This window comes from Agrobacterium sp. 22117, from assembly GCF_052045735.1.
GTDB lineage: Bacteria > Pseudomonadota > Alphaproteobacteria > Rhizobiales > Rhizobiaceae > Agrobacterium > Agrobacterium cavarae.
This window is the reverse complement of sequence record NZ_JBQEPP010000004.1, coordinates 318,348-343,619: the sequence shown is the minus strand read 5'-3', so window position 1 is coordinate 343,619 and position 25,272 is coordinate 318,348. Positions and strand designations below refer to the sequence as shown.

The 25,272-nt window shown below is 58.3% G+C and carries 29 protein-coding genes and 1 riboswitch; of the genes, 18 read left to right on the top strand and 11 right to left on the bottom strand.

The features are described 5' to 3' along the window. The 5 genes from ACTJKV_RS13615 to iolB all read left to right on the top strand — a co-directional run bounded on the left by ACTJKV_RS13615 (position 1) and on the right by iolB (position 6,404). Entirely contained in the window at positions 1 to 816 is an 816-nt protein-coding gene (locus ACTJKV_RS13615) for a MurR/RpiR family transcriptional regulator (protein ID WP_062423722.1), read from the top strand. Between the two features lie 114 nt (positions 817 to 930). Further along, on the top strand, positions 931 to 2,856 hold the full coding sequence (locus ACTJKV_RS13610; protein ID WP_440598982.1) for a bifunctional 5-dehydro-2-deoxygluconokinase/5-dehydro-2-deoxyphosphogluconate aldolase: 1,926 nt from the start codon (positions 931 to 933) through the stop codon (positions 2,854 to 2,856). Beyond that, positions 2,853 to 4,676 (top strand): 3D-(3,5/4)-trihydroxycyclohexane-1,2-dione acylhydrolase (decyclizing), encoded by a 1,824-nt coding sequence (iolD, locus tag ACTJKV_RS13605; protein WP_440598867.1) that lies wholly within the window; start codon positions 2,853 to 2,855, stop codon positions 4,674 to 4,676. Before ACTJKV_RS13610 ends, iolD begins: the two co-directional genes overlap by 4 nt. A gap of 2 nt (positions 4,677 to 4,678) precedes the next feature. Then, positions 4,679 to 5,578 (top strand): myo-inosose-2 dehydratase, encoded by a 900-nt coding sequence (gene iolE, locus ACTJKV_RS13600; protein ID WP_440598866.1) that lies wholly within the window; start codon positions 4,679 to 4,681, stop codon positions 5,576 to 5,578. A 16-nt stretch (positions 5,579 to 5,594) separates the two neighbouring features. After that, complete coding sequence (gene iolB, locus ACTJKV_RS13595; RefSeq protein WP_440598865.1) at positions 5,595 to 6,404, top strand: 5-deoxy-glucuronate isomerase; 810 nt, start codon at positions 5,595 to 5,597, stop codon at positions 6,402 to 6,404. A 77-nt stretch (positions 6,405 to 6,481) separates the two neighbouring features. Here the strand turns inward: iolB and iolG are convergent, their stop codons facing one another. Together iolG and ACTJKV_RS13585 are read right to left on the bottom strand one after the other, a co-directional pair. Further along, positions 6,482 to 7,474 carry an inositol 2-dehydrogenase gene (iolG, locus tag ACTJKV_RS13590; protein WP_440598864.1) on the bottom strand — a complete coding sequence of 331 codons (993 nt, stop codon included), beginning with the start codon at positions 7,472 to 7,474 and terminating at the stop codon, positions 6,482 to 6,484. A gap of 255 nt (positions 7,475 to 7,729) precedes the next feature. Continuing rightward, positions 7,730 to 8,113: a hypothetical protein gene (locus ACTJKV_RS13585; RefSeq protein WP_440598863.1), complete on the bottom strand. Its 384-nt coding sequence runs from the start codon at positions 8,111 to 8,113 to the stop codon at positions 7,730 to 7,732. A 159-nt stretch (positions 8,114 to 8,272) separates the two neighbouring features. On the opposite strand from ACTJKV_RS13585, the gene ACTJKV_RS13580 reads away from it, so the two are divergent. The 3 genes from ACTJKV_RS13580 to ACTJKV_RS13570 all read left to right on the top strand — a co-directional run bounded on the left by ACTJKV_RS13580 (position 8,273) and on the right by ACTJKV_RS13570 (position 9,867). After that, on the top strand, positions 8,273 to 8,491 hold the full coding sequence (locus tag ACTJKV_RS13580; protein WP_440598862.1) for a hypothetical protein: 219 nt from the start codon (positions 8,273 to 8,275) through the stop codon (positions 8,489 to 8,491). 144 nt (positions 8,492 to 8,635) lie between these two features. Further along, complete coding sequence (locus tag ACTJKV_RS13575) at positions 8,636 to 9,379, top strand: cytochrome c oxidase assembly protein (RefSeq protein WP_440598861.1); 744 nt, start codon at positions 8,636 to 8,638, stop codon at positions 9,377 to 9,379. Then, positions 9,373 to 9,867, top strand: a complete 495-nt coding sequence (locus ACTJKV_RS13570; RefSeq protein ID WP_440598860.1) for a CopD family protein — start codon at positions 9,373 to 9,375, stop codon at positions 9,865 to 9,867. Before ACTJKV_RS13575 ends, ACTJKV_RS13570 begins: the two co-directional genes overlap by 7 nt. On the opposite strand, the gene ACTJKV_RS13565 is transcribed toward ACTJKV_RS13570, so the two are convergent. Further along, a complete protein-coding gene (locus tag ACTJKV_RS13565) occupies positions 9,845 to 10,342 on the bottom strand; it encodes a DUF2231 domain-containing protein (RefSeq protein ID WP_062423707.1) in 498 nt (165 codons plus the stop codon). The two genes, ACTJKV_RS13570 and ACTJKV_RS13565, sit on opposite strands and share 23 nt — an antisense overlap. Before the next feature lie 81 nt (positions 10,343 to 10,423). Here ACTJKV_RS13565 and coxB point away from each other — a divergent pair, with 81 nt between their 5' ends. The 4 genes from coxB to ACTJKV_RS13545 all read left to right on the top strand — a co-directional run bounded on the left by coxB (position 10,424) and on the right by ACTJKV_RS13545 (position 14,797). Beyond that, positions 10,424 to 11,077, top strand: coding sequence for a cytochrome c oxidase subunit II (gene coxB / locus ACTJKV_RS13560; RefSeq protein WP_062443914.1), 654 nt, complete (start codon positions 10,424 to 10,426; stop codon positions 11,075 to 11,077). After that, on the top strand, positions 11,074 to 13,569 hold the full coding sequence (gene ctaD / locus ACTJKV_RS13555) for a cytochrome c oxidase subunit I (RefSeq protein ID WP_440598859.1): 2,496 nt from the start codon (positions 11,074 to 11,076) through the stop codon (positions 13,567 to 13,569). The genes coxB and ctaD overlap by 4 nt, the downstream gene beginning before the upstream one ends. Beyond that, positions 13,569 to 13,901, top strand: coding sequence for a hypothetical protein (locus ACTJKV_RS13550; protein ID WP_440598858.1), 333 nt, complete (start codon positions 13,569 to 13,571; stop codon positions 13,899 to 13,901). The genes ctaD and ACTJKV_RS13550 overlap by 1 nt, the downstream gene beginning before the upstream one ends. A 128-nt stretch (positions 13,902 to 14,029) precedes the next feature. Beyond that, positions 14,030 to 14,797 (top strand): Crp/Fnr family transcriptional regulator, encoded by a 768-nt coding sequence (locus ACTJKV_RS13545; RefSeq protein ID WP_440598857.1) that lies wholly within the window; start codon positions 14,030 to 14,032, stop codon positions 14,795 to 14,797. Between the two features lie 53 nt (positions 14,798 to 14,850). Here the strand turns inward: ACTJKV_RS13545 and ACTJKV_RS13540 are convergent, their stop codons facing one another. Together ACTJKV_RS13540 and ACTJKV_RS13535 are read right to left on the bottom strand one after the other, a co-directional pair. Next, complete coding sequence (locus tag ACTJKV_RS13540) at positions 14,851 to 15,453, bottom strand: polysaccharide biosynthesis GNAT family N-acetyltransferase UppQ (RefSeq protein WP_440598856.1); 603 nt, start codon at positions 15,451 to 15,453, stop codon at positions 14,851 to 14,853. A gap of 205 nt (positions 15,454 to 15,658) precedes the next feature. Further along, entirely contained in the window at positions 15,659 to 16,387 is a 729-nt protein-coding gene (locus ACTJKV_RS13535; RefSeq protein WP_062423702.1) for a Crp/Fnr family transcriptional regulator, read from the bottom strand. Positions 16,388 to 16,878: 491 nt separating this feature from the next. On the opposite strand from ACTJKV_RS13535, the gene ACTJKV_RS13530 reads away from it, so the two are divergent. Further along, on the top strand, positions 16,879 to 17,331 hold the full coding sequence (locus tag ACTJKV_RS13530) for a Crp/Fnr family transcriptional regulator (RefSeq protein WP_440598855.1): 453 nt from the start codon (positions 16,879 to 16,881) through the stop codon (positions 17,329 to 17,331). Between the two features lie 16 nt (positions 17,332 to 17,347). Here the strand turns inward: ACTJKV_RS13530 and ACTJKV_RS13525 are convergent, their stop codons facing one another. After that, the gene (locus tag ACTJKV_RS13525) at positions 17,348 to 17,878 is read right to left on the bottom strand and encodes a DUF4142 domain-containing protein (RefSeq protein WP_113226617.1); all 531 of its coding nucleotides are present in this window, start codon (positions 17,876 to 17,878) and stop codon (positions 17,348 to 17,350) included. A gap of 127 nt (positions 17,879 to 18,005) precedes the next feature. Here ACTJKV_RS13525 and ACTJKV_RS13520 point away from each other — a divergent pair, with 127 nt between their 5' ends. The 4 genes from ACTJKV_RS13520 (at position 18,006) to ACTJKV_RS13505 (ending at position 19,696) form a co-directional block, all read left to right on the top strand. Continuing rightward, complete coding sequence (locus ACTJKV_RS13520; RefSeq protein WP_113179917.1) at positions 18,006 to 18,209, top strand: hypothetical protein; 204 nt, start codon at positions 18,006 to 18,008, stop codon at positions 18,207 to 18,209. 16 nt (positions 18,210 to 18,225) lie between these two features. Continuing rightward, positions 18,226 to 18,564 carry a DUF6894 family protein gene (locus ACTJKV_RS13515; protein WP_440598854.1) on the top strand — a complete coding sequence of 113 codons (339 nt, stop codon included), beginning with the start codon at positions 18,226 to 18,228 and terminating at the stop codon, positions 18,562 to 18,564. 188 nt (positions 18,565 to 18,752) lie between these two features. Beyond that, complete coding sequence (locus tag ACTJKV_RS13510; RefSeq protein WP_440598853.1) at positions 18,753 to 18,992, top strand: hypothetical protein; 240 nt, start codon at positions 18,753 to 18,755, stop codon at positions 18,990 to 18,992. 89 nt (positions 18,993 to 19,081) lie between these two features. Next, positions 19,082 to 19,696, top strand: a complete 615-nt coding sequence (locus ACTJKV_RS13505) for an isochorismatase family cysteine hydrolase (protein ID WP_113179915.1) — start codon at positions 19,082 to 19,084, stop codon at positions 19,694 to 19,696. A 46-nt stretch (positions 19,697 to 19,742) separates the two neighbouring features. On the opposite strand, the gene ACTJKV_RS13500 is transcribed toward ACTJKV_RS13505, so the two are convergent. From ACTJKV_RS13500 to ACTJKV_RS13480, 5 genes are all read right to left on the bottom strand, one after another. Further along, positions 19,743 to 20,261 carry a sigma-70 family RNA polymerase sigma factor gene (locus ACTJKV_RS13500; protein ID WP_062424532.1) on the bottom strand — a complete coding sequence of 173 codons (519 nt, stop codon included), beginning with the start codon at positions 20,259 to 20,261 and terminating at the stop codon, positions 19,743 to 19,745. Between the two features lie 301 nt (positions 20,262 to 20,562). Then, positions 20,563 to 21,459, bottom strand: a complete 897-nt coding sequence (locus ACTJKV_RS13495; protein WP_113226614.1) for a DMT family transporter — start codon at positions 21,457 to 21,459, stop codon at positions 20,563 to 20,565. 55 nt (positions 21,460 to 21,514) lie between these two features. Continuing rightward, positions 21,515 to 22,276 (bottom strand): ABC transporter ATP-binding protein, encoded by a 762-nt coding sequence (locus tag ACTJKV_RS13490; protein WP_113226613.1) that lies wholly within the window; start codon positions 22,274 to 22,276, stop codon positions 21,515 to 21,517. Beyond that, positions 22,273 to 23,292, bottom strand: coding sequence for a FecCD family ABC transporter permease (locus tag ACTJKV_RS13485; protein WP_112358978.1), 1,020 nt, complete (start codon positions 23,290 to 23,292; stop codon positions 22,273 to 22,275). The genes ACTJKV_RS13490 and ACTJKV_RS13485 overlap by 4 nt, the downstream gene beginning before the upstream one ends. Positions 23,293 to 23,327: 35 nt before the next feature. Then, entirely contained in the window at positions 23,328 to 24,347 is a 1,020-nt protein-coding gene (locus tag ACTJKV_RS13480; protein WP_113226612.1) for an ABC transporter substrate-binding protein, read from the bottom strand. A 181-nt stretch (positions 24,348 to 24,528) separates the two neighbouring features. Beyond that, a riboswitch (cobalamin riboswitch) is annotated at positions 24,529 to 24,744 on the top strand. A 302-nt stretch (positions 24,745 to 25,046) separates the two neighbouring features. Here ACTJKV_RS13480 and nrdH point away from each other — a divergent pair. After that, positions 25,047 to 25,271: a glutaredoxin-like protein NrdH gene (nrdH, locus tag ACTJKV_RS13475; protein WP_062423697.1), complete on the top strand. Its 225-nt coding sequence runs from the start codon at positions 25,047 to 25,049 to the stop codon at positions 25,269 to 25,271. The last annotated feature ends 1 nt before the right edge of the window (position 25,272 follow it).

Genomic DNA, 25,272 nt, shown 5'->3' with positions numbered 1-25,272 from the left:
ATGCAGGATCTTGCTGCACCGGCAACGGTGAAGGAGTTTGAGGAGAGACTTGTCGAGGTTGCGCCGAAACTGCCGAAGAGATTGCGGCAGTGCGCGGATTATGTCGCAGCCAATACCGACCGGATCGCCGTTTCCACCGTGGCTGAAATGGCGGAAGCGGCAGGAGTCCAGCCTTCCGCCTTCATGCGCTTCTGCCAGATTTTAGGCTTTTCCGGCTTCTCCGAAATGCAGCGACTGTTCAAGGAAAGCTATTCCGGCCGCTGGCCGGATTACGATACGCGGCTCACCAACCTGCGCGACAAGGGTGAAGACAGTGGCGGACGGCTTCTGGCGGAATTTGTCGAAGCCGGGCGTGCATCGCTGGAAAACCTGCTGAAAACCGTCGATCAGTCTGCTTTTGAGGCCGCAATCCAGGTGCTGGCCGACGCGCAGATGATCCACATCGTCGGCTTGCGCCGCTCCTTCCCGGTCGCAAGCTATCTCGCCTACGCTTTCGAGAAGATGCAAGTGCCCTCCATGCTGCATGCCTCTGTCGGCCAGCTGCAGAGCGCCAATGCAATCCGCCAGGGCGATGTGGTTCTCGCCATCACCTTTGCGCCCTATTCGGCTGAGACGATGGAGATCGTTTCCTCAAGCCGTGCCCGAAAGATTCCGGTCGTGGCGATCACCGATACGGCTGTCAATCCGCTACGACAATTCGATGCCACAGTGCTGACCGTGTCAGAGGTCGATTTCGGCGCATTCCGTTCTCTGTCGGCGACCCTCTGCATCGCCATTGCCCTTGCAGTCGGTGTGGGAACGCACCGACAAAATTGAATATTCGTATTGAAAATAGAAAAAATAGAATTTATAGTCCAAATATAAACGAGGGAGAAAAGTGACGGATATTTAGTTCCGTCCTTTGTAGCGCTGACAGCGCGGAGGAGACAGATCGTGAAGACACTCGATCTCATCACGATCGGCCGCTCGTCGGTCGATCTTTACGGCGCGCAGATCGGCGGACGTCTGGAGGACATGTCCTCCTTCAACAAATACATCGGTGGCTCTCCGACCAACATTGCAGCAGGTGCCGCACGACTTGGTCTGAAGAGTGCCGTCATTACCCGCGTCGGCGACGAGCACATGGGTCGCTTCATCCGCGAACAATTGGTGCGCGAAGGCGTCGATATTCGCGGCGTGCAGACCGACAAGGAGCGCCTGACCGCACTCGTCATTCTCGGCATCCGCGACCAGCAGCAGTTCCCACTGATCTTCTATCGCGAGAACTGCGCCGATATGGCGCTGAGCGAAGACGACATCGACCCTGCTTTCATCGCCGACGCGAACTGCGTTTGCGCGACCGGCACGCATCTTTCTCATCCGCGCACGGAAGCGGCGGTTCTGAAGGCGTTGCGGCTGGCACGGGGCAGCGGCGCGAAGACGGCGCTCGACATCGATTACCGCCCGAACCTCTGGGGTGTGGCTGGTCATGGTGACGGCGAAAGCCGCTTCGTGGAATCGGCGAAGGTGACGCAGAAGCTGCAATCCACCCTCACCCTCTTCGACCTCATCGTCGGCACCGAGGAAGAGTTTCACATCGCCGGTGGCTCTACCAATACTCTGGAAGCGCTGCGCGCCGTGCGGGCTGTTTCCAACGCCACGCTCGTCTGCAAGCGCGGACCGATGGGAGCAGTGGTCTTTCCAGGCGACATTCCAGGCAGTCTCGACGATGGCGAAAGCGGCGAAGGCTTCCCCATCGAAGTCTTCAACGTGCTGGGAGCCGGTGATGGCTTCATGGCAGGCCTCTTTCGCGGATGGCTGCGCGGCGAAGATTGGCCGACCACATTGAAATACGCCAATGCCTGCGGCGCTTTCGCTGTGTCGCGACATGGCTGCACGCCCGCCTATCCAAGCTGGGAGGAGCTGCAATATTTCTTCCGCACGGGCATTCGCAACAAGGCGCTGCGCAAGGACGACGCGCTGGAACAGGTGCATTGGGCCACCAATCGCAAAGGCGACTGGAGCACCATGCGCGTCTTCGCCTTCGATCACCGCATGCAACTGGAAGCCATCGCAAAGGACGTCGGCGTCGACGACAAGAAGATCGGCTCCTTCAAGGAGCTTTGCCTGAAGGCTGCCCATCAGGTGGCCGGTGGCAATGCCGGTTACGGCATTCTCTGCGATGGTCGTCTTGGCCGCGACGCTCTCTATCAGGCCGCAGGCTCAGGCCTGTGGATCGGCCGTCCCGCAGAATGGCCGGGCTCGCGCCCATTGACTCTGGAGCCGGATCTTGGGCCCGATTGCGGCGGTCTGAACGAATGGCCGGCCGAACATGTGGTCAAGGTGCTGTGCTTCTACCATCCGGACGATGACGAGGCGATGCGCGCCGAGCAGGAAGAGACGGTCTCGCGTCTCTTTGCCGCTGCGCGCCGCAACCGGCTGGAATTTCTGCTGGAAGTCATCCCTTCCAAGGTGGCACCGATCGATGATGAAACGACTGCCCGCATCATAGACCGCTTCTACGAGATCGGCGTCTATCCAGACTGGTGGAAGCTTGAGCCTTTGAAGAGCGAGGAAGCCTGGCGTCAGGCGACCGATGCGGTAAAACGTCATGATCCTTACGTTCGTGGCATTGTGGTTCTCGGCCTGGAGGCGCCGCAGAGCGAGTTGGAGGAGAGTTTCAGGCTGGCGGCAGGCTTCGATCTGGTGAAAGGATTTGCCGTGGGTCGCACGATCTTTGCCGAGGCCGCACGCAACTGGCTTGCGGGCAAGGTGAGTGACGAGGAGGCGGTTGCCGACATGGCAGCCCGTTATGATGCGCTTTGCCGGATTTGGGACAAGGCGCGCGCCGCGCATGTAAAGGGAGAGGCAGCGTGAAGACGGTACGATTGACGGCGGCACAGGCGCTTGTGCGTTACCTGGCAGCCCAAATGAATGAGGATGGCGAGCCTTACATCGCCGGCGTCTGGGCGATCTTCGGCCACGGCAACGTAGCTGGCATGGGCGAGGCCCTTTATGGCATCCGCGAGGAACTGCCGACCTATCGCGGCCAGAACGAGCAATCCATGGCGCATGCGGCGATTGCCTACACCAAGCAACTTGGCCGCCGCCGGACGATGGCGGTCACATCGTCGATCGGTCCCGGCGCGTTGAACATGGTAACCGCTGCCGCCCTTGCGCATGTGAACCGCCTGCCCGTCCTGCTGATCCCCGGCGATGTCTTCGCCAACCGTGGGCCGGATCCGGTGCTTCAGCAGATCGAAGACTTCAACGACGGCACGATCTCGGCCAATGACTGCTTCAAGCCGGTGAGCCGCTATTTTGACCGGATCATGCGCCCCGAACAGCTTCTGACCGCATTGCCACGCGCCTTCCGCACCATGACGGACCCCGCCGATTGCGGTCCTGTGACACTCTCCTTCTGCCAGGATGTGCAGGCCGAAGCCTATGATTATCCGGAAAGCTTCTTCGACAAGAAGGTCTGGCGCCAGCGCCGCCCCGAGCCCGACAGAGCCGAACTCGAAGAGGCGATCGCAGCCCTCAAAGCCGCGAAGAACCCGATCATCGTCGCAGGCGGCGGCGTGCATTTTTCTGGCGCGACCGAGACGCTGAAGAGCTTCGCCGAGCGCCACTCCATACCCGTCATCGAGACTCAGGCCGGCAAATCCGCGCTGGCCTGGGATCACGAGATGAATTTCGGTCCCGCTGGTGTGACGGGTGCATCGAGCGCCAATGCGATTGCAGAAAAGGCCGATCTCGTCTTCGGTGTCGGAACCCGTTTTCAGGATTTCACCACCGGCTCCTGGGCGCTCTTCAAGAACCCGGCGCGCAAACTACTTGCACTTAACGTGCAAGCCTATGACAGCGCCAAGCACGATGCCATCAGCCTGACGGCCGATGCAAAAGTCGGCCTGGAAAAACTGACCGAAGCCTTGGGCAGCCACCGCTTTTCCGCACCCGATGCAAGCCTTAAGCAGGACTGGTTCGCCAAGGCCGACGCCGTGACCGCGGCACCGAAGGAGGCTAACAGCCTGCCGACGGATATGCAGGTAATCGGCGCGGTACAGCGCGCCTCGCGTGACAATACCGTCGTCATGTGTGCGGCAGGCACCATGCCTGGAGAGCTGCACCAGCTGTGGAAGGCGAAGCTGCCGCTTTCCTACCACATGGAATATGGCTTCTCCTGCATGGGTTATGAGATTGCCGGTGGCCTCGGCATCAAGATGGCAGAGCCCGAGCGCGACGTGATCGTCATGGTGGGCGATGGCTCCTATATGATGATGAATTCGGAACTCGCCACTGCCGTTGCCATGGGCGTGAAGATCACCGTCGTCATCACCGACAATCGCGGCTATGGCTGCATCAACCGGCTGCAGATGGGCACCGGCGGGGCGGAGTTCAACAATCTCTACGCCCACACAAACCAGAAGAACCCGATCGCCATCGATTTCACCGCGCATGCAGCCAGCATGGGTGCGGATGCGCACAAGGTCTCGACAATCGCCGAACTCGAAACAGCACTCGATGCAGCTCGTGGCGCGGAGGTTCCGACCGTGATCGTCATCGATACCGATCCCTATCCGACACCGGATGCCGGGGGATACTGGTGGGATGTCGCCGTGCCGGAAGTCTCTGAACGCAATGAAGTCAAACAGGCTCGTGCAGCCTATGAATCCGCACTGAAAGAAAGACGCTGATCATGATCCTTTACGGTACAAACCCCATCGCCTGGAGCAATGACGACGACCGCACGCTCGGCGCCCATATCAGCCTTGAACAGTGCCTGGACGAAACCTCCAAGATCGGCTTCGACGGCATCGAGAAAGGCCACAAGTTCCCACAGGAACCGGAAGCCCTTAAGGCTGTGCTGGAGCCCCGCAAGCTGCGCTACGTCTCCGGCTGGCATTCGCTCAACCTTCTGACCAACTCCATCGAAGACGAGAAGGCGGCCATGCAGCCTGCCCTCGACCTTCTGAAGGCGATGGGCTCCAAGGTCATCATCGTCTGCGAAACCTCCAATGCCATCCACGGCGAGGATGCAAAGCCGGTCAATGACCGCCCGAAGCTCGCCGACAGCGAATGGAAGCGCTTTGGCGAAGGCGTCGAAGCGCTGGCGAAACATGCGGCCGATCAGGGTGTCGCGCTCGTCTATCACCATCACATGGGCACGATCGTCGAGAGCGAAGACGAGATCGACCGGCTGATGGAGAACACTGGCCCGCACGCCAAGCTGCTGCTCGATACCGGCCATTGCCTTTTTGGTGGCGGCAATCCGGAGCGGCTGGCGAAGAAGCATATGGGTCGCGTCGGCCATATCCACGCCAAGAACGTGCGTCCGGTCGTCGCCAAGCAGGTTCGCGACGAAAGCCTCTCCTTCCTCGAAGGTGTGCGCCGTGGCGTCTTCACTGTTCCTGGCGATAGCGAGGGCGGCGTCGATTTCCTTCCCGTTCTCAAGATTGCCGCAGAGCATGGCTACAGTGGCTGGCTGGTGATCGAGGCCGAGCAGGATCCGGATGTCCGTAATCCTTTCGAGTATCAGAGCCTCGGCCTGAAATCGTTGCGCGCCTTCGCTCGCGAAGCCGGCCTGGACAAAGGCTAAAGGAAAGGTCCGACACATGGCAGATCTGCTGCGCAAACCCACCGGCACATCCGGCAAGGTTCATGACATCACGCCGGAAAGCGCCGATTGGGGCTATGTGGGCTTCGGGCTCTACCACCTGAAGCCTGGCGAAACCGCAACCGAACAAACCGGCGAGACGGAGGTCATTCTCGTTCTCGTCGAGGGCAAGGCGGAAATCTCGTCGGAAGACAAGAATTTCGGCGAACTCGGCGACCGCATGAATGTCTTCGAGCGCAAGCCGCCGCATTGCGTCTATATCCCGGCGGGCTCTTCCTGGACCGTTACGGCAACCACTGACTGCGCGCTTGGTGTGTGCACGGCACCCGCAAAGCCAGGCCGCGAGGCGCAAGTCATTGGACCGGCGGGAATTACTCTGGCGGAGCGCGGCAAGGGCGGCAATACGCGTTACATCTTCCCGATTGCCATGGAAGATCGCGACGTGGCCGATAGCCTGCTGGTCACGGAAGTCTTCACCCCATCCGGTCACTGGTCGTCCTATCCGCCGCATAGGCACGACGAGGACAACTATCCGGAGATGACCTATCTGGAGGAGACCTACTACCACCGCCTCAATCCGGAGCAGGGCTTCGGCTTCCAGCGCGTCTTCACCGAAGACGGCTCGCTGGACGAGACCATGGCCGTCTCAAGCGGCGATGTGGTTCTGGTACCGAAGGGGCATCACCCCTGCGGCTCTCCCTATGGCTATGAGATGTACTATCTAAACGTCATGGCCGGACCGATGCGCAAATGGCGCTTCCAGAACCACCCGGATCACGACTGGATTTTCAAGCGCGACAATCCATAAACGCGCAATCTCTGCCTGAAAAAAACGCTCGCACCGAGACAACGATGCGAGCGTTTTTTGTTGGTCCAAAAATCCGATCAGACGATTTGAACAGGCTTGCCTGTCTGCCAGCTTTCGGTGGCGGCATCGGCCAATTTCTGCGCCTGCAGACCGTCGAAACCGCTTGGACGCGGCGCGGTGTTGCCGGCATCGACCGCGTCGATGAAGGTGTTGATCTCGTTGGCATAGGCCTGGGCGTAGCGCTCGATGAAGAAGTTCTGCACCGGATCGCCGGCAATGCCGTTGGCGTTCCACAATTCGACGCTCGAATTCTGGATGTTGCGGGCCGAGAGCATGCCGGTCGAGCCATGCACTTCGATGCGCTGGTCGTAGCCATAGGTCGCACGGCGGGAATTGGTGATCACTGCGATCCGTCCCGATGCCGTCTGCATTTGCACAGCTGCGGTATCCACATCGCCTTCTTCGCCGATAGCCTTGTCCACCAGCGCGGAACCGAGCGCGTTGACGACCACGAACTCTTCACCCATCAGGAAGCGGGCCATATCGAAGTCGTGGATCATCATGTCACGAAATAGACCGCCGGAGGACTTCACATAGCTTGCCGGTGGCGGGTTGGGATCGCGGCTGATGATGGTGACGATCTCGATCTCTCCGACATCGCCATTGCGCAGGCGCTGCTCGACCATCGAGAAGTTGTTATCGAAGCGGCGGTTGAAGCCGATCATCAGCGTGGATTTGTTCTGTTCGACCACATCCAGGCACTGGTTGATGCGATCGACCGACAGCGACACTGGCTTTTCGCACAGGATATGCTTGCCAGCCTTGGATGCCGCCTCGATCAGATCGGCATGGCTTGGCGTCGGGGTGGCGATCAGCACGGCATCGACATCCGATGCGGCGATAATCTCTTCAACGGATGCGACCCGCGCGCCCGTCTGTAGCGCCAGTTGCTCCGCCGCCTCGGGAAAGGCATCCGCGACATAGGCAAGCTTTGCCTTGGGATTGGCGGCAATCGTTGCCGCATGGACCTTGCCAATACGGCCCGCACCCAGCACACCGAACCTGATCATTTCATTTGCTCCACGCTAAATTCCTCCTCGGGACGGCCACGCCTAAGAAGCGGGTCGCGCCCTGTCATCATCCGATCTTCTGTCGATGACGATCGATAAGACCCTAGCTCAAGCCAAGGCGAAATCAAGTGGAAATTCCATTAGAAGCGTCAGTGAAATATTTATTCTATTCACTGCTGGAATTGCGGCCTGTCGGACACTTATTGGCTCACATAGAGAGCGCTGGCCCGAAGGATGTTGACACTCTATAGCGCCTCAATGTGTAGAGCCGCGGCTCTGGGCTGCAAGCGCGGAAACGATGTGCCTGATTTCAGCTTTAGCGTCCGAGAGCACGAACGGCCCATGGTGGTGAGTGAGGGCGCTGGGGGGAACGAAAAAAATGTAAGGGATTGCTCTGCTGTCCAAGTCTTTCATCAACGGCAACATCAATTCGGCTCCGTATCGCGCATCGATGATTGCGCCGCTGAAATGCCAGTCGTGATCATGGACTGACGTCGCGGCGTAAGGACCTTGCAAAACCATCGATGCCTCAGACCACGCAGACTTGATAGCAGGCGTGAGCGTGTCGCTTTTGCCGAAGACGGCTATCGTCAAGCGGCCGTTCGTCCTCAAGCGCCGCTCCGCGTTCGTTTTGGTCATTTAGCAGTCCCTTGCATCCACCGATAATCGACTCGCCCTTCCGGCCCGTGGACGATCATCATGTCCATCCGTCTTCGCATCCCTTGAGGAACCGAACTGCGCAAACACGGTTTGGGCACATCACAAAATTGAATGTGAGCCTATCGGGAGGAAAAAATCATGAGCAATGACACGGTATTGATGCCCCATGAGCGCGGTTGGGCTGTGCTGCACAATGGCATGCTGACGAAGGTCTACCCAAGCCGTCATCTGGCAATGCAGAAGCTGAAGGACGAGATGAGCCGCCGCTCACTCAAGAACCAAAGGACGCATCAGAGCGAAGCCACCCATGCCCCGCGGCGACAGGAAAGCGCCGCGCAAAGACGAGATCAAGCATAGAGCCTCTGATTGACCCTCCGTTCCAGGATGAGGACGAAAGCACCCCCTCATCTTAAAAGACAACGTCGGAACCTCAGCCACCCTCCGGCGTTCGACCCCTGATGCTTCTGCGTCGCTTCAATGGAGGGTGGACGGATTTTTGGGGTGAACCAACCAGTTCCTTATTGCGGTCCTGCGCCGCTGCCATCGCAAGTCTGGGGTGCTTGGAACTTCGACCCGTTTGCTCTGGCGGTCGTCGTCGCGCTCACGATGCTGTCGGCGCTTTCGCTTCATAGACACCGGATATGGATTGCGACGGCCGTTTTCGCCGTATCCACCCTGCTCTTGATTTCACCACTTTGCGCTCTGACCACAGCGCTGTTTTCCGTGCGGGTGACCCATCACTTCATCTTGATGACAGTGCTTGCTCCGCTTCTCACCACGGTCTTCCGGACGAGAAGCGCTGTTTCCAGCCGCCTGCCACCGGAAATGGCGTTCATCTTTCACACTTTGATCTTCTGGTTCTGGCATATTCCGCCGGGCTATGCCTTCGCTCTTAATGGCATGATCCCCTATTGGATCATGCAGGCAGGCCTTCTTGCCAGTGCCATCTGGCTATGGGCGATCCTGCTGTCTCCGAGAACCAGTATCTTCACTGCCGTTGCCCTGGCTCTTGCGACCGTTGCGCAGATGGGCATGCTTGCGGCGATCCTGACGCTCTCGCGCGCGCCGCTTTTCGCCGCACATCTCGATACGACACAGGCCTTCGGCCTCGAGCCGCTTCAGGACCAGCAGCTTGCCGGCGTCATCATGTGGACGGTGGGCCTGCTACCCTATCTCATCGTGGCATTGATGCGCCTTTATCGCGGTGTCGCTAGCCGGGATGGCAAGGGCAGCTGGCAATGGTGATACTGCTGAAATTCATCCATATCGCAGCGATCTCCATCTGGGCCGCGACACTTCTCAGTCTGCCTGCGCTTTACGTCCAACGCGCGCATGTCGGCAATCGATCCGCTCTTTACGCGCTCCAGCGCCTCGTGCGCTTCTGCTACGTCGTCGTCGCGTCGCCAGCGGCCTTCGTCTCGATCCTGACCGGCACAGCCCTGATTTTCTTTCAGCACACTTTCACGCTCTGGTTCACCATCAAGCTTGGGCTCATCGGCGTGATGGTGACAGTGCACATCGTCACTGGGCTCGTCATCATTCGTCTTTTCAACGAGGGAGAGGTCTATCCCGTGTGGCGCTTCATCGGCGCCACCGTGCTGACCGCCGCGACCGTGCTCGGCATCTTTTTCGTCGTTCTCGCCAAACCGGATTGGAGCCTCGACATAATTCCGATCGAGGCTGGCGGGCTGAAAGAGATCGCACGGTCGATCAGTCCTTGGGCGATACCATGAGACCGACGCCATGATCGAAAATCAACTTACCGCCATGCCAGCCAGCCAGCCCCGTCAACCCCGACGCGATCAGCGACAGGACAAGGCCGTGGGGCAGGACCTCAATGCTGGAAAAATAGCGACCGCCCCAATTGGCCCCGCAAACCGCAATCAGCGACATGCCAGCCACTGCATGCGCCCAGCTTGCAACACGCGCGCGGATGCCTGGAACGAGAAAGAGCTCGGCCGAGCCGATCAAACCGGCCGCAATGGCGCTGAAGAACGCAATGCCCGTCGTCCACAGCCCGACACGCAGCCAGAATGGATCAGCGCCCCACCAGTACATGATGTCCGCACCGAGCGTCCCGAAGACAAGCGCAATCGGGAAATGCACCGTCATTGCATGAAGGGGATGGCCAGCAACGGCAACGGCCGAACTCGCATCCTTTTCCTCGAGCTTGGAGATGACCGGGTTTTTCTTCGGCGGTGTATCCAAAACACGTCTCCTCTTTCTCCGACAACCAGCGGGCCCGGGCAGAGGTTCCGCGCAATCGCGACGACGACCACCCTGCCGTTGATGCTGGCCGGCTGTTCCGGCGATCTTTCCACACTCGATCCTGCGGGACCCGCCTCAAGCGCCGTGGCGCAACTGTGGTGGATCATGCTCTTCGGATCGGCCGTCCTATTCGCTCTTGTGCTCGGCCTTTTCTTCCTGAGCGCCTTTTCTCGAAAGCTGTCACACGTCCCTGCTTCGCGCTGGATTATCGGCGGCGGGATCGTCATGCCCATCCCCGTTTTGACGGCACTTCTGGGTGCAGCCTTCCTCCAGGGCGAAGCTCTGTTCGGCGCGAGAGCAGATGCACCCGCCGACGTCATTCGTGTCCAGGCCAGCATGTGGAACTGGGATGTTCGCTATAGTGCGGCTAACACCGGTCCTGGTAGTCGCAATGTCCTCCATATCCCGGCTGGACAGACGGTCGAGATCGTCGTTTCCAGCACCGATGTGATCCACAGTTTCTGGGTGCCGCGCCTTGCCGGCAAGATCGATGCCATTCCAGGCCATGAGACGCGCATACGGCTGAAGGCGGACAAGGCCGGCACATTTGGCGGGATCTGCGCCGAATATTGCGGCACCGGCCATAGCGCCATGACTTTCAGCGTGATCGCCCATGAGCCGGACGACTATCGGCGGGTGATAGAAACACTTCCAGATGCACAGGGATCGACGTGACGCAAAAGATTTCACCCATTCGCCTGCATCGGGAACTGGAAGCCATCTGGGGCACAGGCAAAGGCTGGTGCCGCCTCGCCGCCGTCAATCACAACATTATCGGCGCACGTTTCATGCTCACCGCCCTCGTCTTCTTCGGGATCGGCGGCTTTCTCGGCATGCTGATCCGCACGCAGCTTGCGACATCCGAAAGCCGCTTCCTCGATGCGGCAGAGTATGCGCAAGTCTTCACCATGCATGGGACCATCATGATGTTCCTCTTCGCCATCCCATTTTTCGAGGGACTAGCGATCTATCTGCTGCCCAAACTGCTCGGCGCCCGCGACCTCGCCTTTCCGCGTCTCTCCGCTTACGGATACTGGTGCTACCTCTTTGGCGGCAGCATGCTGATCATCGCGCTCCTGGCCGGCGTCGCGCCGAATGGCGGCTGGTTCATGTATACGCCGCTCAGTTCCTCCACCTACAGCCCCGGCATCAACGCCGACGTATGGTTGCTCGGCATCACCTTCGTCGAAATTTCGGCGATGACGGCCGCGATCGAGATTGTCGTGACGATCCTCAAGATGCGCGCGCCCGGCATGTCGCTCGACCGGATGCCGATCTTTGCCTGGTACATGCTGGTGGTGGCGGGCATGATGGTGATTGGCTTTCCGCCGCTGATCCTGGGCTCGATCCTGCTGGAAGCGGAACGCGCCTTCGGCCTGCCCTTCTTCGATCCGACCCGTGGGGGCGATCCGCTCTTGTGGCAGCACCTGTTCTGGCTGTTCGGCCACCCGGAAGTCTATATCATCTTTCTGCCTGCAGCCGGCGTCATCTCCACCATCCTGCCCGTGCTCGCCCGCACGACGCTTACGGGATACAAGATCATCATCGCCGGAATCCTGTCGATGGCCTTCCTGTCCTTTGGGCTTTGGGTCCATCACATGTATACGACGGGCATCCCGCATGTGGCCTTGTCGTTCTTCTCGGCGGCGAGTGCCCTTGTTGCGGTGCCGACAGCAATCCAAATCTTTGCGTGGATCGCGACGCTAAGCCAAGGCCGGCCATCCTTTACCATCCCGATGCTGCACATTTTCGGATTCTTCTTCGTCTTCGTCATCGGCGGCTTGACTGGCGTGATGCTGGCGATGGTACCCTTCGATCAGCAGGCGCATGACACGCATTTCGTCGTCGCCCACCTCCACTACGTGCTTGTCGGCGGCTTCCTGTTCCCGATGCTGGCAGGCGCCTATTACTGGGTGCCTCACATCTCCGGTCGCCAGCCCATTCAGCATATGTCGCACGCAGCCTTCTGGATGATCTTTATCGGCTTCAACCTGACCTTCTTCATGATGCATCTGACAGGTCTCCTCGGCATGCCGCGCAGGGTCGATACCTACCCGGCAGAGTCGCCGTGGGAATGGCTGAACCTGATGTCGTCCATCGGCAGCTTCATCATGGCGATGGGTTTCGTGCTGGCCGCAATCGATCTCTTTCTGGTGTTTTTCTTTGGCCGTCCGTTCCGGCGCAATCCCTGGAACGCCGGCACACTTGAATGGGCTATGCCGACACCGCCGCCATCCTACAACTTCGCCGCCCTGCCATCTGTCGACAAACGGGCAGACAGGCTTGACATCAACCGCCTTGGCTCACGCCTTGCGGCAGGCGATGGCTATCTTGGCTTCACTCGCAATGGCTGGATGGAAACGCTGGGGGTAAGCGCCGTTCAGGCTCGGCCCAACCAGATCATTATCCTGCCACGCCAAACCTATCTTCCGCTCATCACGGCCCTGGCGACAGGGCTGTTCTTCGTCTCCTTGCTCGCAAAGCTCTACGTGATCGCGCCCATAGCACTTCTGGCGGTGATCCTTCTCTTCCTCAGATGGACGCCGAATGAGGCCGTGCAGACCACAGGCAGTGAACTTTACGCGGGCAAAGGGTTGGTCTTGCCACCGCATTTTGAAAGTGGAGATCCCCCCTCGCTCATGGCGATGCGCCTGACATTGCTGGTCACCGCCACACTCTTCACTTCGCTTCTCTTTGGGGGCCTGTTCCTCTGGGTCTCGGCGCCCGGCTGGGAGAACCTTCGCTCCTCCTCAGTCTCATCCATCTGGACGCTCTTGGCCTGCGTTATCGCGATAGCAGCTTCTGTGCTTGGCTCACTGCCCGCGAAAGCTCTTCTGCGCGCGCCATTCCTGCGCCTTGCAAGCATGGCTCTATACGGCATCGCGATGGCATTGCTCTTGGTGGACCTCGTCAGGACATATGGAACGGAGTTTCACGCCTCGGATGCCGTGATTTACGCCGTCAATATCTACGGGCTCATTCACATGGGTATCGGCGGGCTGTTGTCTGCGTTTTGCATCTGGAGAATCCGGACCGGCTACGTCACCGAAAACAGGCTGGTCGATCTGCTGATCGCGGGACTTTGGAACAGATATGTGGCCGCAACGACTACGATCGTGGCTGTCTATCCCTCTCTTCTGTCGCTTCTGCAGGGTGGAGGAAGCTGATGCGATATGCGCTGGCCATCGCCCTTCTGCTGCCCTTCACGGGCTGGAGCCTCGGCTTTCTCCTTCTATATGGCGCTCAGGCCACCGGCTGCTCGCTGGGATGGCAGGACATGGCGATCGGCCCAATCTCTTCGCTGAGAGCGCTTCTCATTTTGTTGTTCGCTGCCACCACCCTCACCATAGCGATAACCGTCTTCGTTGCGCTGAGTGCAGAGAAAATCTCCTCGTCCATGAGCGGAACGATGCTCTCCGTGACGCGCTACACGGCGGGCGCGGCGCTCTTCAGCACGGCTTATGTGTTTTCAGGCATTCTATGGCTGGACCTCTGCTAAAGCGACTTGGCTGACCGCGAATACGAAGAGTCGCGAGTACAGAACTTTTCTTCCGCTCAAGCATTCTCACCCTGGTGGCTTGAAAATCTGCGCCATTGCCGAACAATTGTGCCGCGAGAGGAAGCAGAATGACTGAGGAACACGAGAAACTTGCAGGCCAGAACCAATTGATCTCGTTCCTGCCGGATGACATTCGCTCAGAGCTCCTGAGGCGTGCCGTGGCTGTCGATCTGCCTGCCGGCGAAATCCTTATCAAAGCAGGCGAGAAGATTGAAAAGGTCTTTTTCATCTGCAGCGGCATCGCCTCGGTCCTCGTTCAATCGCGCTCCGGCAAGGTGACGGAATCCGGCATTGTCGGGCGGGAAGGTTATGTGCCGTCAGGCGCACTGGTCGATGCGGAGACAAGCTTTACGCAAGTCATCATGCAGGTCCCAGGACAGGCGATAGTTTTGGAGATCACCGCGTTCCAGGCTCTGCGCAATCGTCATCGAATTCTTGAGCAACTGCTGACCTGCGCATCGCATGCGCTGCGCACTCAGATCGAGTGCACGCTGCTATCCAATACTACGCAGCCCGTCAGCCAACGGCTGGCACGGTGGATTCTCGTCTGCCACAACCGGGTGGACGGCAACCAGCTTCATCTGACCCACGAATTTTTGTCGCTGATGCTGGCAGTCCGGCGACCGAGCGTGACAGATGCCCTGCATTTTCTCGAAGGCAGGGGGTTCATTCGCTCCGAAAGAGCCAAGATTACCATTCGCAATCGGGACGCCCTGGAAGAATATGCCGGCGATATTTACGGCCTGTCCGAGGAAGAGCATGACCGGGTCTTTGCCCGCTTTCGCGCCTCCGCACTTTTGCGCCCTGCGACGGCCGATACCCGCTCTGCGGGTTGAGCAAGAGCGCGGGGGCCGCCTCGATTGCGGACGGCCCCTTTCGCGACTTTGCTTTACCGCGAGGCGGTGCGGATGATCCGACAGAGCTTCACGAGATCTGCCTCATAGCCGCCCCTCATGATATCGACGCAACGCTTCGCCAGGCGAAGCTGCTCTGTGCGCGACATATCGTTGTAGGCACGGATAATGCCGTTGGCCGGCAGTGACGGGTTGGTGCCGGGGTTGACCGTTCCAGGGTTCGGTCTTCCAGGACCGGTGCCGACACCGATACCAAGATCGACGTCCAGGGCTCTCGCGCCTCCGACAGTCGCTCCGACCGAAGCATTCAATCCGCGGCTTCCGCCGACTGACGTGTTCACATCCGCATTTGCAATGCTCCGGCCTCCGACCGTCGCACTGGTATTGGCGTTCACGCCTCTGCTTCCACCAACCGAAGCGTTGACGTCTGCGCCAAGGCCACCTCCCGAACGGCCTCCGACGCTGGCTCCGGCGTTGATCCCGCCGCTTCCTCCGACAGAAGCACCGACACCCAAGCCGCCGCTACCATTGCCGCCGACACTTGCGCTAACTCCGCCCACACTGACGTCCAAGGCATGCGCATTGATCGGAAGCGCCAGACATGCGCTCACCAACAAAACACTACTCAGTCTTGTCATGATTTTTCCTCCTCACACACGATACTCACTCCACATCAGCATCAAAGATGCCATTTAAGAGTGTATATTAGAGGATTCTGTTTTGAAACACCAATGTATAAGTGAGGCCTAATATAGGGTGAAAATGACGTCACATTTCCGTGAAATCAGCAGTTTGTCTCATTTTAGTACAAGTAGTCTGCATCGGCGTGAAAGCAATGTGGTACTAAGATACTTGCCTTGCGAGTATATCGGTCATGAGGCGATTGTATTCGCTCTCTGCTTGGCCATATGAGCCACCGGCTTCCAACTCCAGCCCTTGCCGATTGATGATGGTAATCTGCCCCCGGGAGGCCCGGATCAGGCCTTTTCCTTCAAGAATATGAAGCGCGACAGTAACGCCAGGACGTCTCACTCCAAGAACAAGGGCAAGGAACTCGTGGGTCATCGCCACCGTTGCGCCATCGATCCGGTCATGGATCATCAGCAACCAGCGCGCGAGACGTTTGTCGAGTTTTGATAGACCATTGGCGACGACCGTCGACGCAGTCTGAGTGAGCAATGTGTGGATGTAGGTCAGGAATACATCACGCAAGGTATCGCTGACTCTCATGGCATCGACGATAGCGGAGGACGAAACGGCGATCCCGTAGCCGCCCACTTGAACAAGTGTGCGGTGCGTTGCTTCTGTACTACCGAGTACGATGGCGGAGCCCGACATGCCTTCACGACCTGTCAGCCCGACCTCGATGCTTTTCCCACTGGATAGATGACCGATGACGGAAGCGAGACCCGTTTCGAAAAAAATGACCCGTTCGATCGGGACACGCGGCTGCTCTATCACTTCATGGACGTTAAGCTTGACGATCTGCATGCTCGGGCGCAGCAGTTCGTAATCATCCGGACGCAAAGCTTTCAACAGTTTGTTGCGTACAGAGTTCTGTTCGGTATCCATTGAAGTCGTCATTCCCTTCGATCGTCCACAGGACGTTTGAGGGACACTAAACTGTTGAAACCTTTGAGCAATACAATGTCATCTACCGTACAGAAATTGACCCGCGGCAAACGCCCTATTCATATGATAATTATCTAATTAGTATACAGTGTACCGAGATGGGCCCACGTCATCAAAAAATGTTGGTGTTCAGGGAGTTGACGATGACATCCGCGGGATACCTCATTCGAAACACGCTTCTCAATGCCGCGAGCGAGTCAAGCTTCGGTTCTTTACGCGGCGCCCTGCAGCAGGTTAACCTACCCTCATGAACCGTGCTCATCAGGGCTGGCGAAAAGACCACCCATGTTTTCTTTATCGAGACGGGAATAGCGTCAAACCTTCTCACAATGACGGACGGACGTGATGTAGAGATTCTACAAACCGGCTTTGAAGGATTGATTGGAGGCCATGCGGTCTCAGCGGCCGCCTCAACACCGTACAGGACCGTGATGGCGACGGACGGCGCGGCACTGAGACTGTCAGTCCGTGAGTTCCACGCCGTCGTGAGCCACCACCGCACCCTCCAGCAAATGCTAGAGCGCTACGCCTATTGCCGTGAGCTTCAACTGGCGCAGCTTTCAGTATCCTGTCTCAGCCATCGTTTAAACGTGCGGGTTGCCCGATGGCTGTTGATGTGCCGCGACCGCATGCCGTCTGGTGTGCTTCCCTTCACCCATGACTTCATCGCAAGCTGTCTCGGAACACGTCGCGCCGGCGTGACAAACGAACTTCATATTCTGGAGGGGATGCATGCGATAAAGGCGTCCCGAGGAGTGATCGAAATTCGGGATGCGGAGCCTATCAGACGTGTTGCGGGAAACAGCTATGGACTGCCGGAAAAGGAATATCGACGCCTGATCCTGACGCTGGCAAAAGCCAGCCGCAAGATCGGCGTCAACTGAAGCCGAGGGCGTCTCTCTACTTCTGCATTCCCTTGACCATCTCAAGGTGATGCTGAAGGGCTGGAAGCGTGCTCGCCGCCCAGGTCTTCAACTCACCATGATCGCCGCCTTCGGAATAACGCTTGAATAGGTCGACAGCATTCTCATGCGCCGTCACCTGATCGTCGATATACCGCTCATCGAATTCGGCACCATTCAGTTCCTTCAAACCTTCCAACATATCCGCTTGTGACGACGCGAGCGTCGTTGATGGCGTGGCCTTTACCTTACCTGACTCGATCAGCTGCTTCATTTCCAGCGAGGTCTTTTCGTGATCGTCGATCATCTGCTGGGCAAAGCCTTTGGTCTTGTCGTTGCCTTTTTGAAGCGCAAGCTTGCTGGACTCGATTTCGAACATATCGCTTGCTGACGCCTGCTGAACGAAATCCTCCGTCGACGGCGCCACACCCATGACCGAGTTGATACCCGTCTTCTCGGCCGCGGATTGCGCTGCTGCGGGGCCTGCAATGGCGGCTGTTACGGCGAGTGCTGCAATGAGAAACTTCATCTCTTCGATCTCCTTTTGTCGGGACCGCCCTAACCGTAACTGCCACGGCATGTTCCCCGGTTGGAAAAAGCAAACTGCGGAACCCTCTTGGCGCACCCGGGTTGGGGCAGCCTGAAAGGAGAATGATATGACCAAAGACACGCCCTCCACCGGCCCGGCCGGTACGACCGACCAGTGGCCACGCTGGGAAGGCCCCACACCCCAAAAGCCACGAGGCTACATGCCAGCGACAGATGACCCGGAAACCGACAGGGATGCCGTCGGCGAAAATTTGAAGGATCCTGAAAAACGCAATATCGGTGACGCGCTGAAGACAAAAGATAATCAATGACAGCATGAAAGGGAGGATGTTCAATACCAGAGGTGATCCGACCGGACGGCAGCGGCGTAATTACGTAAACGCTAACATAAATCGTGAGACACCAATCCGCTGCCGGACCAGAAGAATGCAGAAATATTACTTCCATGTGCTGACGTCTGAAGCACGCGTTATCGATCCCGAGGGTAGCGAATTGAAGGACATGGACGCTGCCTATATCTCCGCGATCGAAGATGCGCGTGCTTTGATGAGCGAAGCTATTTTGGAAGGAAAGGATATTTCGTCGCGGCGAATCGAGATTTGCGATGAGATAGGGAGACCGCTGCAGGTCGTTCCGTTCCGCTCTGCCCTGACTATTCTTGACTAATCAAGACATGATGCTGAACGGGCAAGCACTTATCATCGACGACTACCTGTAGTCGCGTTCAAATCGCGCCATAAATCGCTCTATTGGGTACGCTTCCGGACGTTTACGGCCTTCAGGTACCGTCCTATACTTTGAGGCATTCTTCTTTCCTCAAGCATAGGCCGGGTTGGTACTGCTCGGAAGATATGATGTGTTTTCAATATGAACATCAAAGCCAGGGCGTTTTTTTAAACGATGATATGCGCGTCGTCCAAACCGCATATAATGGCGTGCTTTCCGAGCAGTGGGAACCAATCGGTCCCGACACCGCAGACGTGGCCCGCTACGTGCTTCGGATGTATGATCGGGGAATCGTCGACGCGGAAAAAATGACCCGTTTGGCGTCGCTGCACTTCCGCTACCGTCTTGATATGCTTCGCTACGGTTGACGCGATCCACCGCTTCAAAATCCGGAACCTCGCCCGTCCCTTGAGGTTAGCAGCCGCAAAGAAGACTATATATCTGGGGCGGTTGGACGATGGCTTACATCGATACGAATACTGACAATTGGCGGCACCTGTGCATCGACATGCAGCGGATGTTTTCGGAAGAGACACCGTGGCAGGTGAACTGGATGCCAAAGATCCTCGGCAATGTGAGCCGGCTGGTTCAGCAGTGGCCACAACAAACCATCTTCACCCGCTTTGTCCCGCCTGCCAATGCGAAGGCCGCCCACGGTCAATGGCAGTCTTATTACCGCAAATGGTGGATGATGACGGGCGATCATATTCGCCGTGAATTGACCGAAGTTATTCCGGAGCTTGCAGCCTTCATGCCGCCGGCCGTAGACTTTAGCAAATATACGTACTCTCCGTGGACCGATGGAAGACTGCACCACTATCTGAGCAAACGGGATGTCGGCACTGTCGTTATCTCGGGTGGAGAAACCGATGTATGCGTCCTCGCAGCGGTTCTGGGCGCAATCGATCTCGGCTACCGCGTCTTCCTGATCGAAGATGCGGTCTGCAGTGGGCAGGACGAAACCCACGATGCATCGCTGGCACTGCTGCGAGGCCGTTTCGCGGTCCAGTTGACGCTTGTGAAAACCGAGGAGATGATTGAAAGCCTACATGAAATTTTGGCCCACCCCTGAGATGCAGGAATGGGCCATGAAAGACATGGCAACGTGGCGGAACGCGTTAGTAAAGGTCGCGGCGCAAAGCTTCGCGAGCGCGGCTGACACGGCTCTTGATGGTGCCGATACGACACCCGCATAGATCGGCAGCGTCGGAGTAGCTGGTACCGTCCGCGATCAGGAGCAGAGCCTTCTTCTGGTCTGAATCCAGATCGCCTATAGCGCGCATGACCTGTTGATGTTCGAGGCGCCATTCTTGGCTCGGGGGCGTGGACATCATTTTCTCCACACCCGCAGGCAGGCCGATGCGCTCTCGCTGAGCGACCTTATAACGGGTGCAGAATGTGTTGCGCATAATAGTAAACAGCCAAGACTTCAACGCGGTCCCCGGCGTGAACCGATGAACGGCGCGAAGCGCCCTTAGAATCGTTTCCTGGACGAGATCGTCAACCTCTCCCTCCGTCCGAACAAAACGGCGGGCGAAAGCAGAGAGCGCCGGGCTGAGATCGGCAATGCCCATTCTCAATTCGGCAAGCTGGTCCTCGGTGACAACCAATTCGGATGCGGTGCTGGCGTTTTGCATGTCCATATTCCCCTCCGTGGATACAGTTCATAATGCAGGGGGGAAGGTCATCGTTGCTGTACGCCAGCGTACACACAGCGGTTGAATTAGAGAAAACTTAATGAACGGAACGAGAATCTGACGGTTCGAAGCATCTTTTATAGCAGGATGCCCGATGGGGAAAAGAGCCCTTCTACCGTTGGGATTAGAGCACGGTTTAAGCAAAACCGTGCAGCGGTTTTGCGATAACGACATGCGTCCCGAATACCCTTCACCGCACGTCCTCGATCAGAGCCAATAACGCAAGATGGCGACACACAATCTATGATTGAATACGCCTGCGTCTTCCTTCCATGGCGGCCAGCGCTGTACCGACGAGGATCAGCGGCAGGGCGGTGATGAAAGTACTGGAGAGCAGCGAGTTGAAGATCAGCAAGTCCGCCAGGATCGGCCACAGGATGGCGAGATATTCAAACGGCGCCAGCAAGGATGCTTCGGCGTGTCGAAAGGCCATCGTCATGGCGATATGCGCAAAGCCACCGAAAAGGCCGGCGAGAATGAGAAGTGAGAAACCTATGGGGTCCGGCATCACCCAGCCGAAAGGCACGGTGAAGAGACCGCCAATCATCGAGGCAATGACGAAGTAGAAGGCGATCGCGCCCGGATGTTCCGTTCTGCTGAGACTGCGCACCATGATCAGGGCGAAGGAGGTCAGCACCCCCATCAGCAGACCGAGGATATAACCCCACATTCGCGCGTCATCCATGACGCCGTGACCGATCTCCGGCCACACCAGCGTCACCACCCCGGCAAGCCCGAAAAGCACACCACCCACACGCCACTTGGTCAGCCGTTCGGAGAGAAGCACCACACCAGCAACACTGGTGAAGGTCGGCGAGAGGTAGGTGAGAAGCGTTGCCTCCGCCAGGGGCAGGCGCGCAATGGAGGCGAAGGACGCAAACATCGCAGCAGCCCCAAGACTGGAGCGCAGCAAATGGCCAAAAGGGCGTCGCGTCGCCAACCCACGCGGAAATTCGTTGCGCCACCATAGAAAGATCACGAGCGGGATCAGCGCAAATGCCGAGCGGAAGAAGACGATCTGGCCGACAGGCACCTCACCCGAGGTCGCCTTGATGCAGATCGACATGGCTGCAAAAAGAAATCCCGAGAGAACCCGAAGGCCAATGCCAAGCGTCTGGTTTTCGCTGATGGTTTTCACAAGTGTCCCTGGACCGTAGATGGGTGGTTGCTGCCACACATTCAGACGCGATGTTCTATCGAAGAAACTGGATATGTGGCTTGGCGTGGAAGCGCGAGGTCTCGACGACGGCTTCGACCGAAAAGACGTTCCGCAACAGATCCTGCGTCATCACCTCTTCAGGCGTTCCTGACGCCACGATCTTGCCGGTCTGCAGCACGATCAGGTGATCGCAGTACATGGCAGCATGGTTGAGATCATGGAGCGCGATGATGCTGGTGACCGGAAGCCCAGATACGAGGCGCAGAAGGCTGATCTGGTGGTGGACGTCCAGATGATTGGTGGGCTCATCGAGAATGAGTTCCTTCGGCGACTGCGCCAAGGCGCGGGCAAGATGAGCACGCTGCTTCTCACCGCCCGAGAGGCTCTGCCAGGCATCGTTGCGTTTGGCGGTCATCTCTGTGCGCTCAAGCGCTTCATTCACAGCCGCATCGTCTTCCCGCGTCCAGCCTGAGAACATTGACTTGTGGGGAAAGCGTCCCAGCTTGACGACGTCGATGACCTTCAGATTGACGTTCGTCGTGGCGTGCTGCTCGATGAAGGCGATACGCTGTGCAAGAGACTTGCGGCGGATCGTCCTGATATCCTTGCCGTCCAGCAGCACCTGGCCTGAATGGGGTTTCTTCAACCCACTGAGCAGGCGAAGCAGCGATGTCTTGCCGGAGCCATTCGGGCCGAGAAGTCCAAGCATCTTGCCGGGCTCGACCGTGAAGGAAATGCCATCCACGATCGTCTTTGCGCCGACCTTCCACACCAGATTGTCCGCTGTGATACTCATGACGCGCGTTGCAGCCTGTAGAGGATGACGGAGAAGAACGGCACTCCGACCAGAGCCGTCACCACGCCGATGGGCAGAACCTGCTGCGGCACAAGCGTGCGCGAGGCGATATCGGCGAGCACCATGAAGATCGCCCCGGTGATGGCGCAGGCCGGCAAGAGCCGTGCGTGCAGCGGCCCGACGACGAAACGTGCTGCATGCGGAACCACGAGACCGACAAAGCCGATCGTCCCCACCATACTGACGATGGTGGCGGTGATGACTGCGGTCAGCGCAAAGAGAATGATGCGCGTGCGCCCGACATTGACACCGAGTGAGGCGGCCGCCTCATCGCCGAAGGCAAAGGCATCCAGCACGCGCGCATGGAAGAGGCAGCAGATCAGACCGAGACCGACGACGATGGACACGAGACCGACATCCGGCCAACGCACGCCACCGAAGCTGCCGAGAAGCCAGAACATCACGTCGCGGGCCTGCTGGGCATTGCCGGAAGTGGTGACCACATAGGATGTGGCGGCATTAAAAAGCTGAGCGGCTGCAACACCCGCCAAGATCGTTCTGTCTGCGCCACCGCGCGCCCCATTGGACAGAATGGCAACCAGGAAGAATGCCGCAAAGGCGCCGACGAAGGCACCCAGAGACAGCGACACTGCGCCGGCACCGATCCCGAGAATGACGACGGCTACGGCACCGGTCGAGGCGCCAGCGGAAATGCCGAGAACATAGGGCTCAGCCAGCGGATTGCGCAGCATGGCCTGCATGATGGCGCCGCACATGGCGAGGCCCGCGCCGCAGAAGACGGCCACGAGAGCGCGGCTCAGCCTGTACTCCCAGATCACTGCCTCATGGATGCGGCTGATCTCGACCGACGTCCAGCCGAGCTTGTTGGTGATGGCGGCATAGGTGGTAGAGAGCGGAATTGGTAGATCGCCAATCCCGACACTGATGCCGACCACGAGGGCAATCGTCGCGAAGCACGCAAGATAGAGCGCTACGGAGGCAACAAGCCGCCGCATCCCGCTACCTGATCGATCCTTCGCCGCCACCGAACTCACTTCAGGCCGAGGGTCTTCAACTGCCGAGCAATCTGCTCGGCGCCGTAGATCGTCTGAACGCTTGGGTTCATCGCCTGCGCCGGCATGATGACGAGCGCCTTGTTCTTGACGGCATTCATCTGGCTGGTGGCAGGATCGCTATTCAGGAACTTGATCTTTGCATCTGCCTTGTCGAGTTCCCAGCGATTGCGGTCGACCTGCGTCACGACGATCACGTCGGGATCGGCGGCAATGATCGTTTCCCAACCAATGGCCGGAGATTCGGTTTCGGTGGTAATGGCATTGGTGCCGCCCAACAGATCGGCGATATAGCCCGATGGGCTGTTCTTGCCGCCGAGATAGGCGTCAGCCGACGGCGACGGGCTGGAGAACCAGAAGACATAGGAAAGCTTCTTGCCATCCTTCGCCGCATCAGCACGCAATGCAGCTTCGCGCTTCTTCAGGTCGGCGATGACGGCCTGCCCCTTGTCGGCCACGTCAAAGATCTGCGAGAGATCATCGATCTCCTTATACAGCGTCTCCATGTTCCAGAGTTTGGAGCGATTGCCATAACCGGACTTGTCTTTGGACATGTCGTCCAGCGCGCACATGCTGGGCGAAAGATAGGTGGAGATGCCAAGCTTGTCGAAATCTTCGCGCTTCGCCACCTTGCTGGTGGGGCCGACGAGTGTCGGCAAGGCGGCGGTCACAAAGTCCGGGTTCTGTGCCAGGATGGATTCGAAGGTCGGAAACTCGACGGTCAGAACCTTGACCTTGGCGTTAGCCTCGGCGACCTGCGGCAGAACCTTGTTCGGCCAGAAGGCAGTGCCGACCATCTTGTCCTGAAGACCAAGCAGCAGCATGATCTCGGCGCTGTTCTGACCGAGTGCCACGGCACGCTCAGGCGCCTTGTTGAAGGTGACCGTGGCGCCGCAGTTTTCGATCGTCAGAGGATAGGTCGTCGCGGCCGTCGCCGGGGTTGCCGCAAACCCCGCAAATGCACAAAATCCCACAGCCGCAAAAAGACGCTTCATCATCACCCAAGATCCTGTTGAACGCGGCTCCCGCCGCACAATGCCTGCGCCTATAATCACCTCTCCTTGCACAAAACAAGACCGTTTGCTTCATATTATGGTGTCGGGATTTTTCCTGTTGATATCAAGATCAGCCCAGTTCGCGTCGTTGCAACAGCCTATTGACGCACTGAACGAAATGCATACTATATCTGGTATTCAAGGTTCTTCCGATTCTGTCGGAAGCGAAGATGGGAATACGGTGCGCGAAGCCAGCAATGGTGGAGCAATGCCGCAGCTGCCCCCGCAACTGTAAGCGGCGAGCATTCTCTCAGCAGCCACTGAAACATAAGGTTTCGGGAAGGCGAGATGAATGTGACGACCCGCGAGCCAGGAGACCTGCCTTGAGTAAATACGTCCACCGGCGGGGTGCCCGGAAGGTCGCGAATGCGTACGGGATGACCCTGTGCGTCTCGCTTCCCCCATGCCTCCGCGTAGAGCCACTTCGGGGTGAAGTCCTATGATTACGAGTTCAGTCTTTTATCCGTTGGAGTAACCGGCGTCTGAGGCATGGTGCACAGAAGCGTTCGGCGCTTTTGCTACTAAGCCATGCCACAGCACTGTCCGGCAGGCCTCGGCTTTGCGTTCAACCCTGTTTTTAAACCGTCACGCGCCCCGCGGCGCGAGAGCGATTTCCCATGCCTTTTTCCAACGAGGATCAAAATGAGCATCACCGTCTACAGCAAGCCCGCTTGCGTTCAATGCACTGCGACGACGCGCGCACTCGATCGTCAGGGTCTCGACTACACGATCGTCGATGTCTCGACTGACGAGCAGGCCTATGAGCGGGTGCTCGGTCTTGGCTATCGCCAGGTGCCGGTCGTCATTGCCGGCGAGACGCATTGGGGGGGCTTTCGGCCCGACATGATCAGCACGCTTGCATCGTGAC

Excerpts from the sequence above, each read along its gene's own strand:
- ACTJKV_RS13585 (WP_440598863.1), bottom strand. The coding sequence starts at position 8,113 with ATGACCAAAACGAACGCGGAGCGGCGCTTGAGGACGAACGGCCGCTTG.
- ACTJKV_RS13550 (WP_440598858.1), top strand. The coding sequence starts at position 13,569 with ATGCGATATGCGCTGGCCATCGCCCTTCTGCTGCCCTTCACGGGCTGG.
- ACTJKV_RS13500 (WP_062424532.1), bottom strand. The coding sequence starts at position 20,261 with ATGCAAAACGCCAGCACCGCATCCGAATTGGTTGTCACCGAGGACCAG.
- ACTJKV_RS13525 (WP_113226617.1), bottom strand. The coding sequence starts at position 17,878 with ATGAAGTTTCTCATTGCAGCACTCGCCGTAACAGCCGCCATTGCAGGC.
- ACTJKV_RS13545 (WP_440598857.1), top strand. The coding sequence starts at position 14,030 with ATGACTGAGGAACACGAGAAACTTGCAGGCCAGAACCAATTGATCTCG.
- ACTJKV_RS13530 (WP_440598855.1), top strand. The coding sequence starts at position 16,879 with ATGGCGACGGACGGCGCGGCACTGAGACTGTCAGTCCGTGAGTTCCAC.
- ACTJKV_RS13615 (WP_062423722.1), top strand. The coding sequence starts at position 1 with ATGCAGGATCTTGCTGCACCGGCAACGGTGAAGGAGTTTGAGGAGAGA.
- ACTJKV_RS13490 (WP_113226613.1), bottom strand. The coding sequence starts at position 22,276 with ATGAGTATCACAGCGGACAATCTGGTGTGGAAGGTCGGCGCAAAGACG.
- ACTJKV_RS13535 (WP_062423702.1), bottom strand. The coding sequence starts at position 16,387 with ATGGATACCGAACAGAACTCTGTACGCAACAAACTGTTGAAAGCTTTG.
- nrdH (WP_062423697.1), top strand. The coding sequence starts at position 25,047 with ATGAGCATCACCGTCTACAGCAAGCCCGCTTGCGTTCAATGCACTGCG.
- iolG (WP_440598864.1), bottom strand. The coding sequence starts at position 7,474 with ATGATCAGGTTCGGTGTGCTGGGTGCGGGCCGTATTGGCAAGGTCCAT.
- ACTJKV_RS13505 (WP_113179915.1), top strand. The coding sequence starts at position 19,082 with ATGGCTTACATCGATACGAATACTGACAATTGGCGGCACCTGTGCATC.
- ACTJKV_RS13510 (WP_440598853.1), top strand. The coding sequence starts at position 18,753 with ATGTGTTTTCAATATGAACATCAAAGCCAGGGCGTTTTTTTAAACGAT.
- ACTJKV_RS13540 (WP_440598856.1), bottom strand. The coding sequence starts at position 15,453 with ATGACAAGACTGAGTAGTGTTTTGTTGGTGAGCGCATGTCTGGCGCTT.
- ACTJKV_RS13580 (WP_440598862.1), top strand. The coding sequence starts at position 8,273 with ATGAGCAATGACACGGTATTGATGCCCCATGAGCGCGGTTGGGCTGTG.
- iolE (WP_440598866.1), top strand. The coding sequence starts at position 4,679 with ATGATCCTTTACGGTACAAACCCCATCGCCTGGAGCAATGACGACGAC.
- ACTJKV_RS13515 (WP_440598854.1), top strand. The coding sequence starts at position 18,226 with ATGTTCAATACCAGAGGTGATCCGACCGGACGGCAGCGGCGTAATTAC.
- ACTJKV_RS13520 (WP_113179917.1), top strand. The coding sequence starts at position 18,006 with ATGACCAAAGACACGCCCTCCACCGGCCCGGCCGGTACGACCGACCAG.
- ACTJKV_RS13485 (WP_112358978.1), bottom strand. The coding sequence starts at position 23,292 with ATGCGGCGGCTTGTTGCCTCCGTAGCGCTCTATCTTGCGTGCTTCGCG.
- iolB (WP_440598865.1), top strand. The coding sequence starts at position 5,595 with ATGGCAGATCTGCTGCGCAAACCCACCGGCACATCCGGCAAGGTTCAT.
- ACTJKV_RS13570 (WP_440598860.1), top strand. The coding sequence starts at position 9,373 with ATGGTGATACTGCTGAAATTCATCCATATCGCAGCGATCTCCATCTGG.
- coxB (WP_062443914.1), top strand. The coding sequence starts at position 10,424 with ATGCTGGCCGGCTGTTCCGGCGATCTTTCCACACTCGATCCTGCGGGA.
- ACTJKV_RS13480 (WP_113226612.1), bottom strand. The coding sequence starts at position 24,347 with ATGATGAAGCGTCTTTTTGCGGCTGTGGGATTTTGTGCATTTGCGGGG.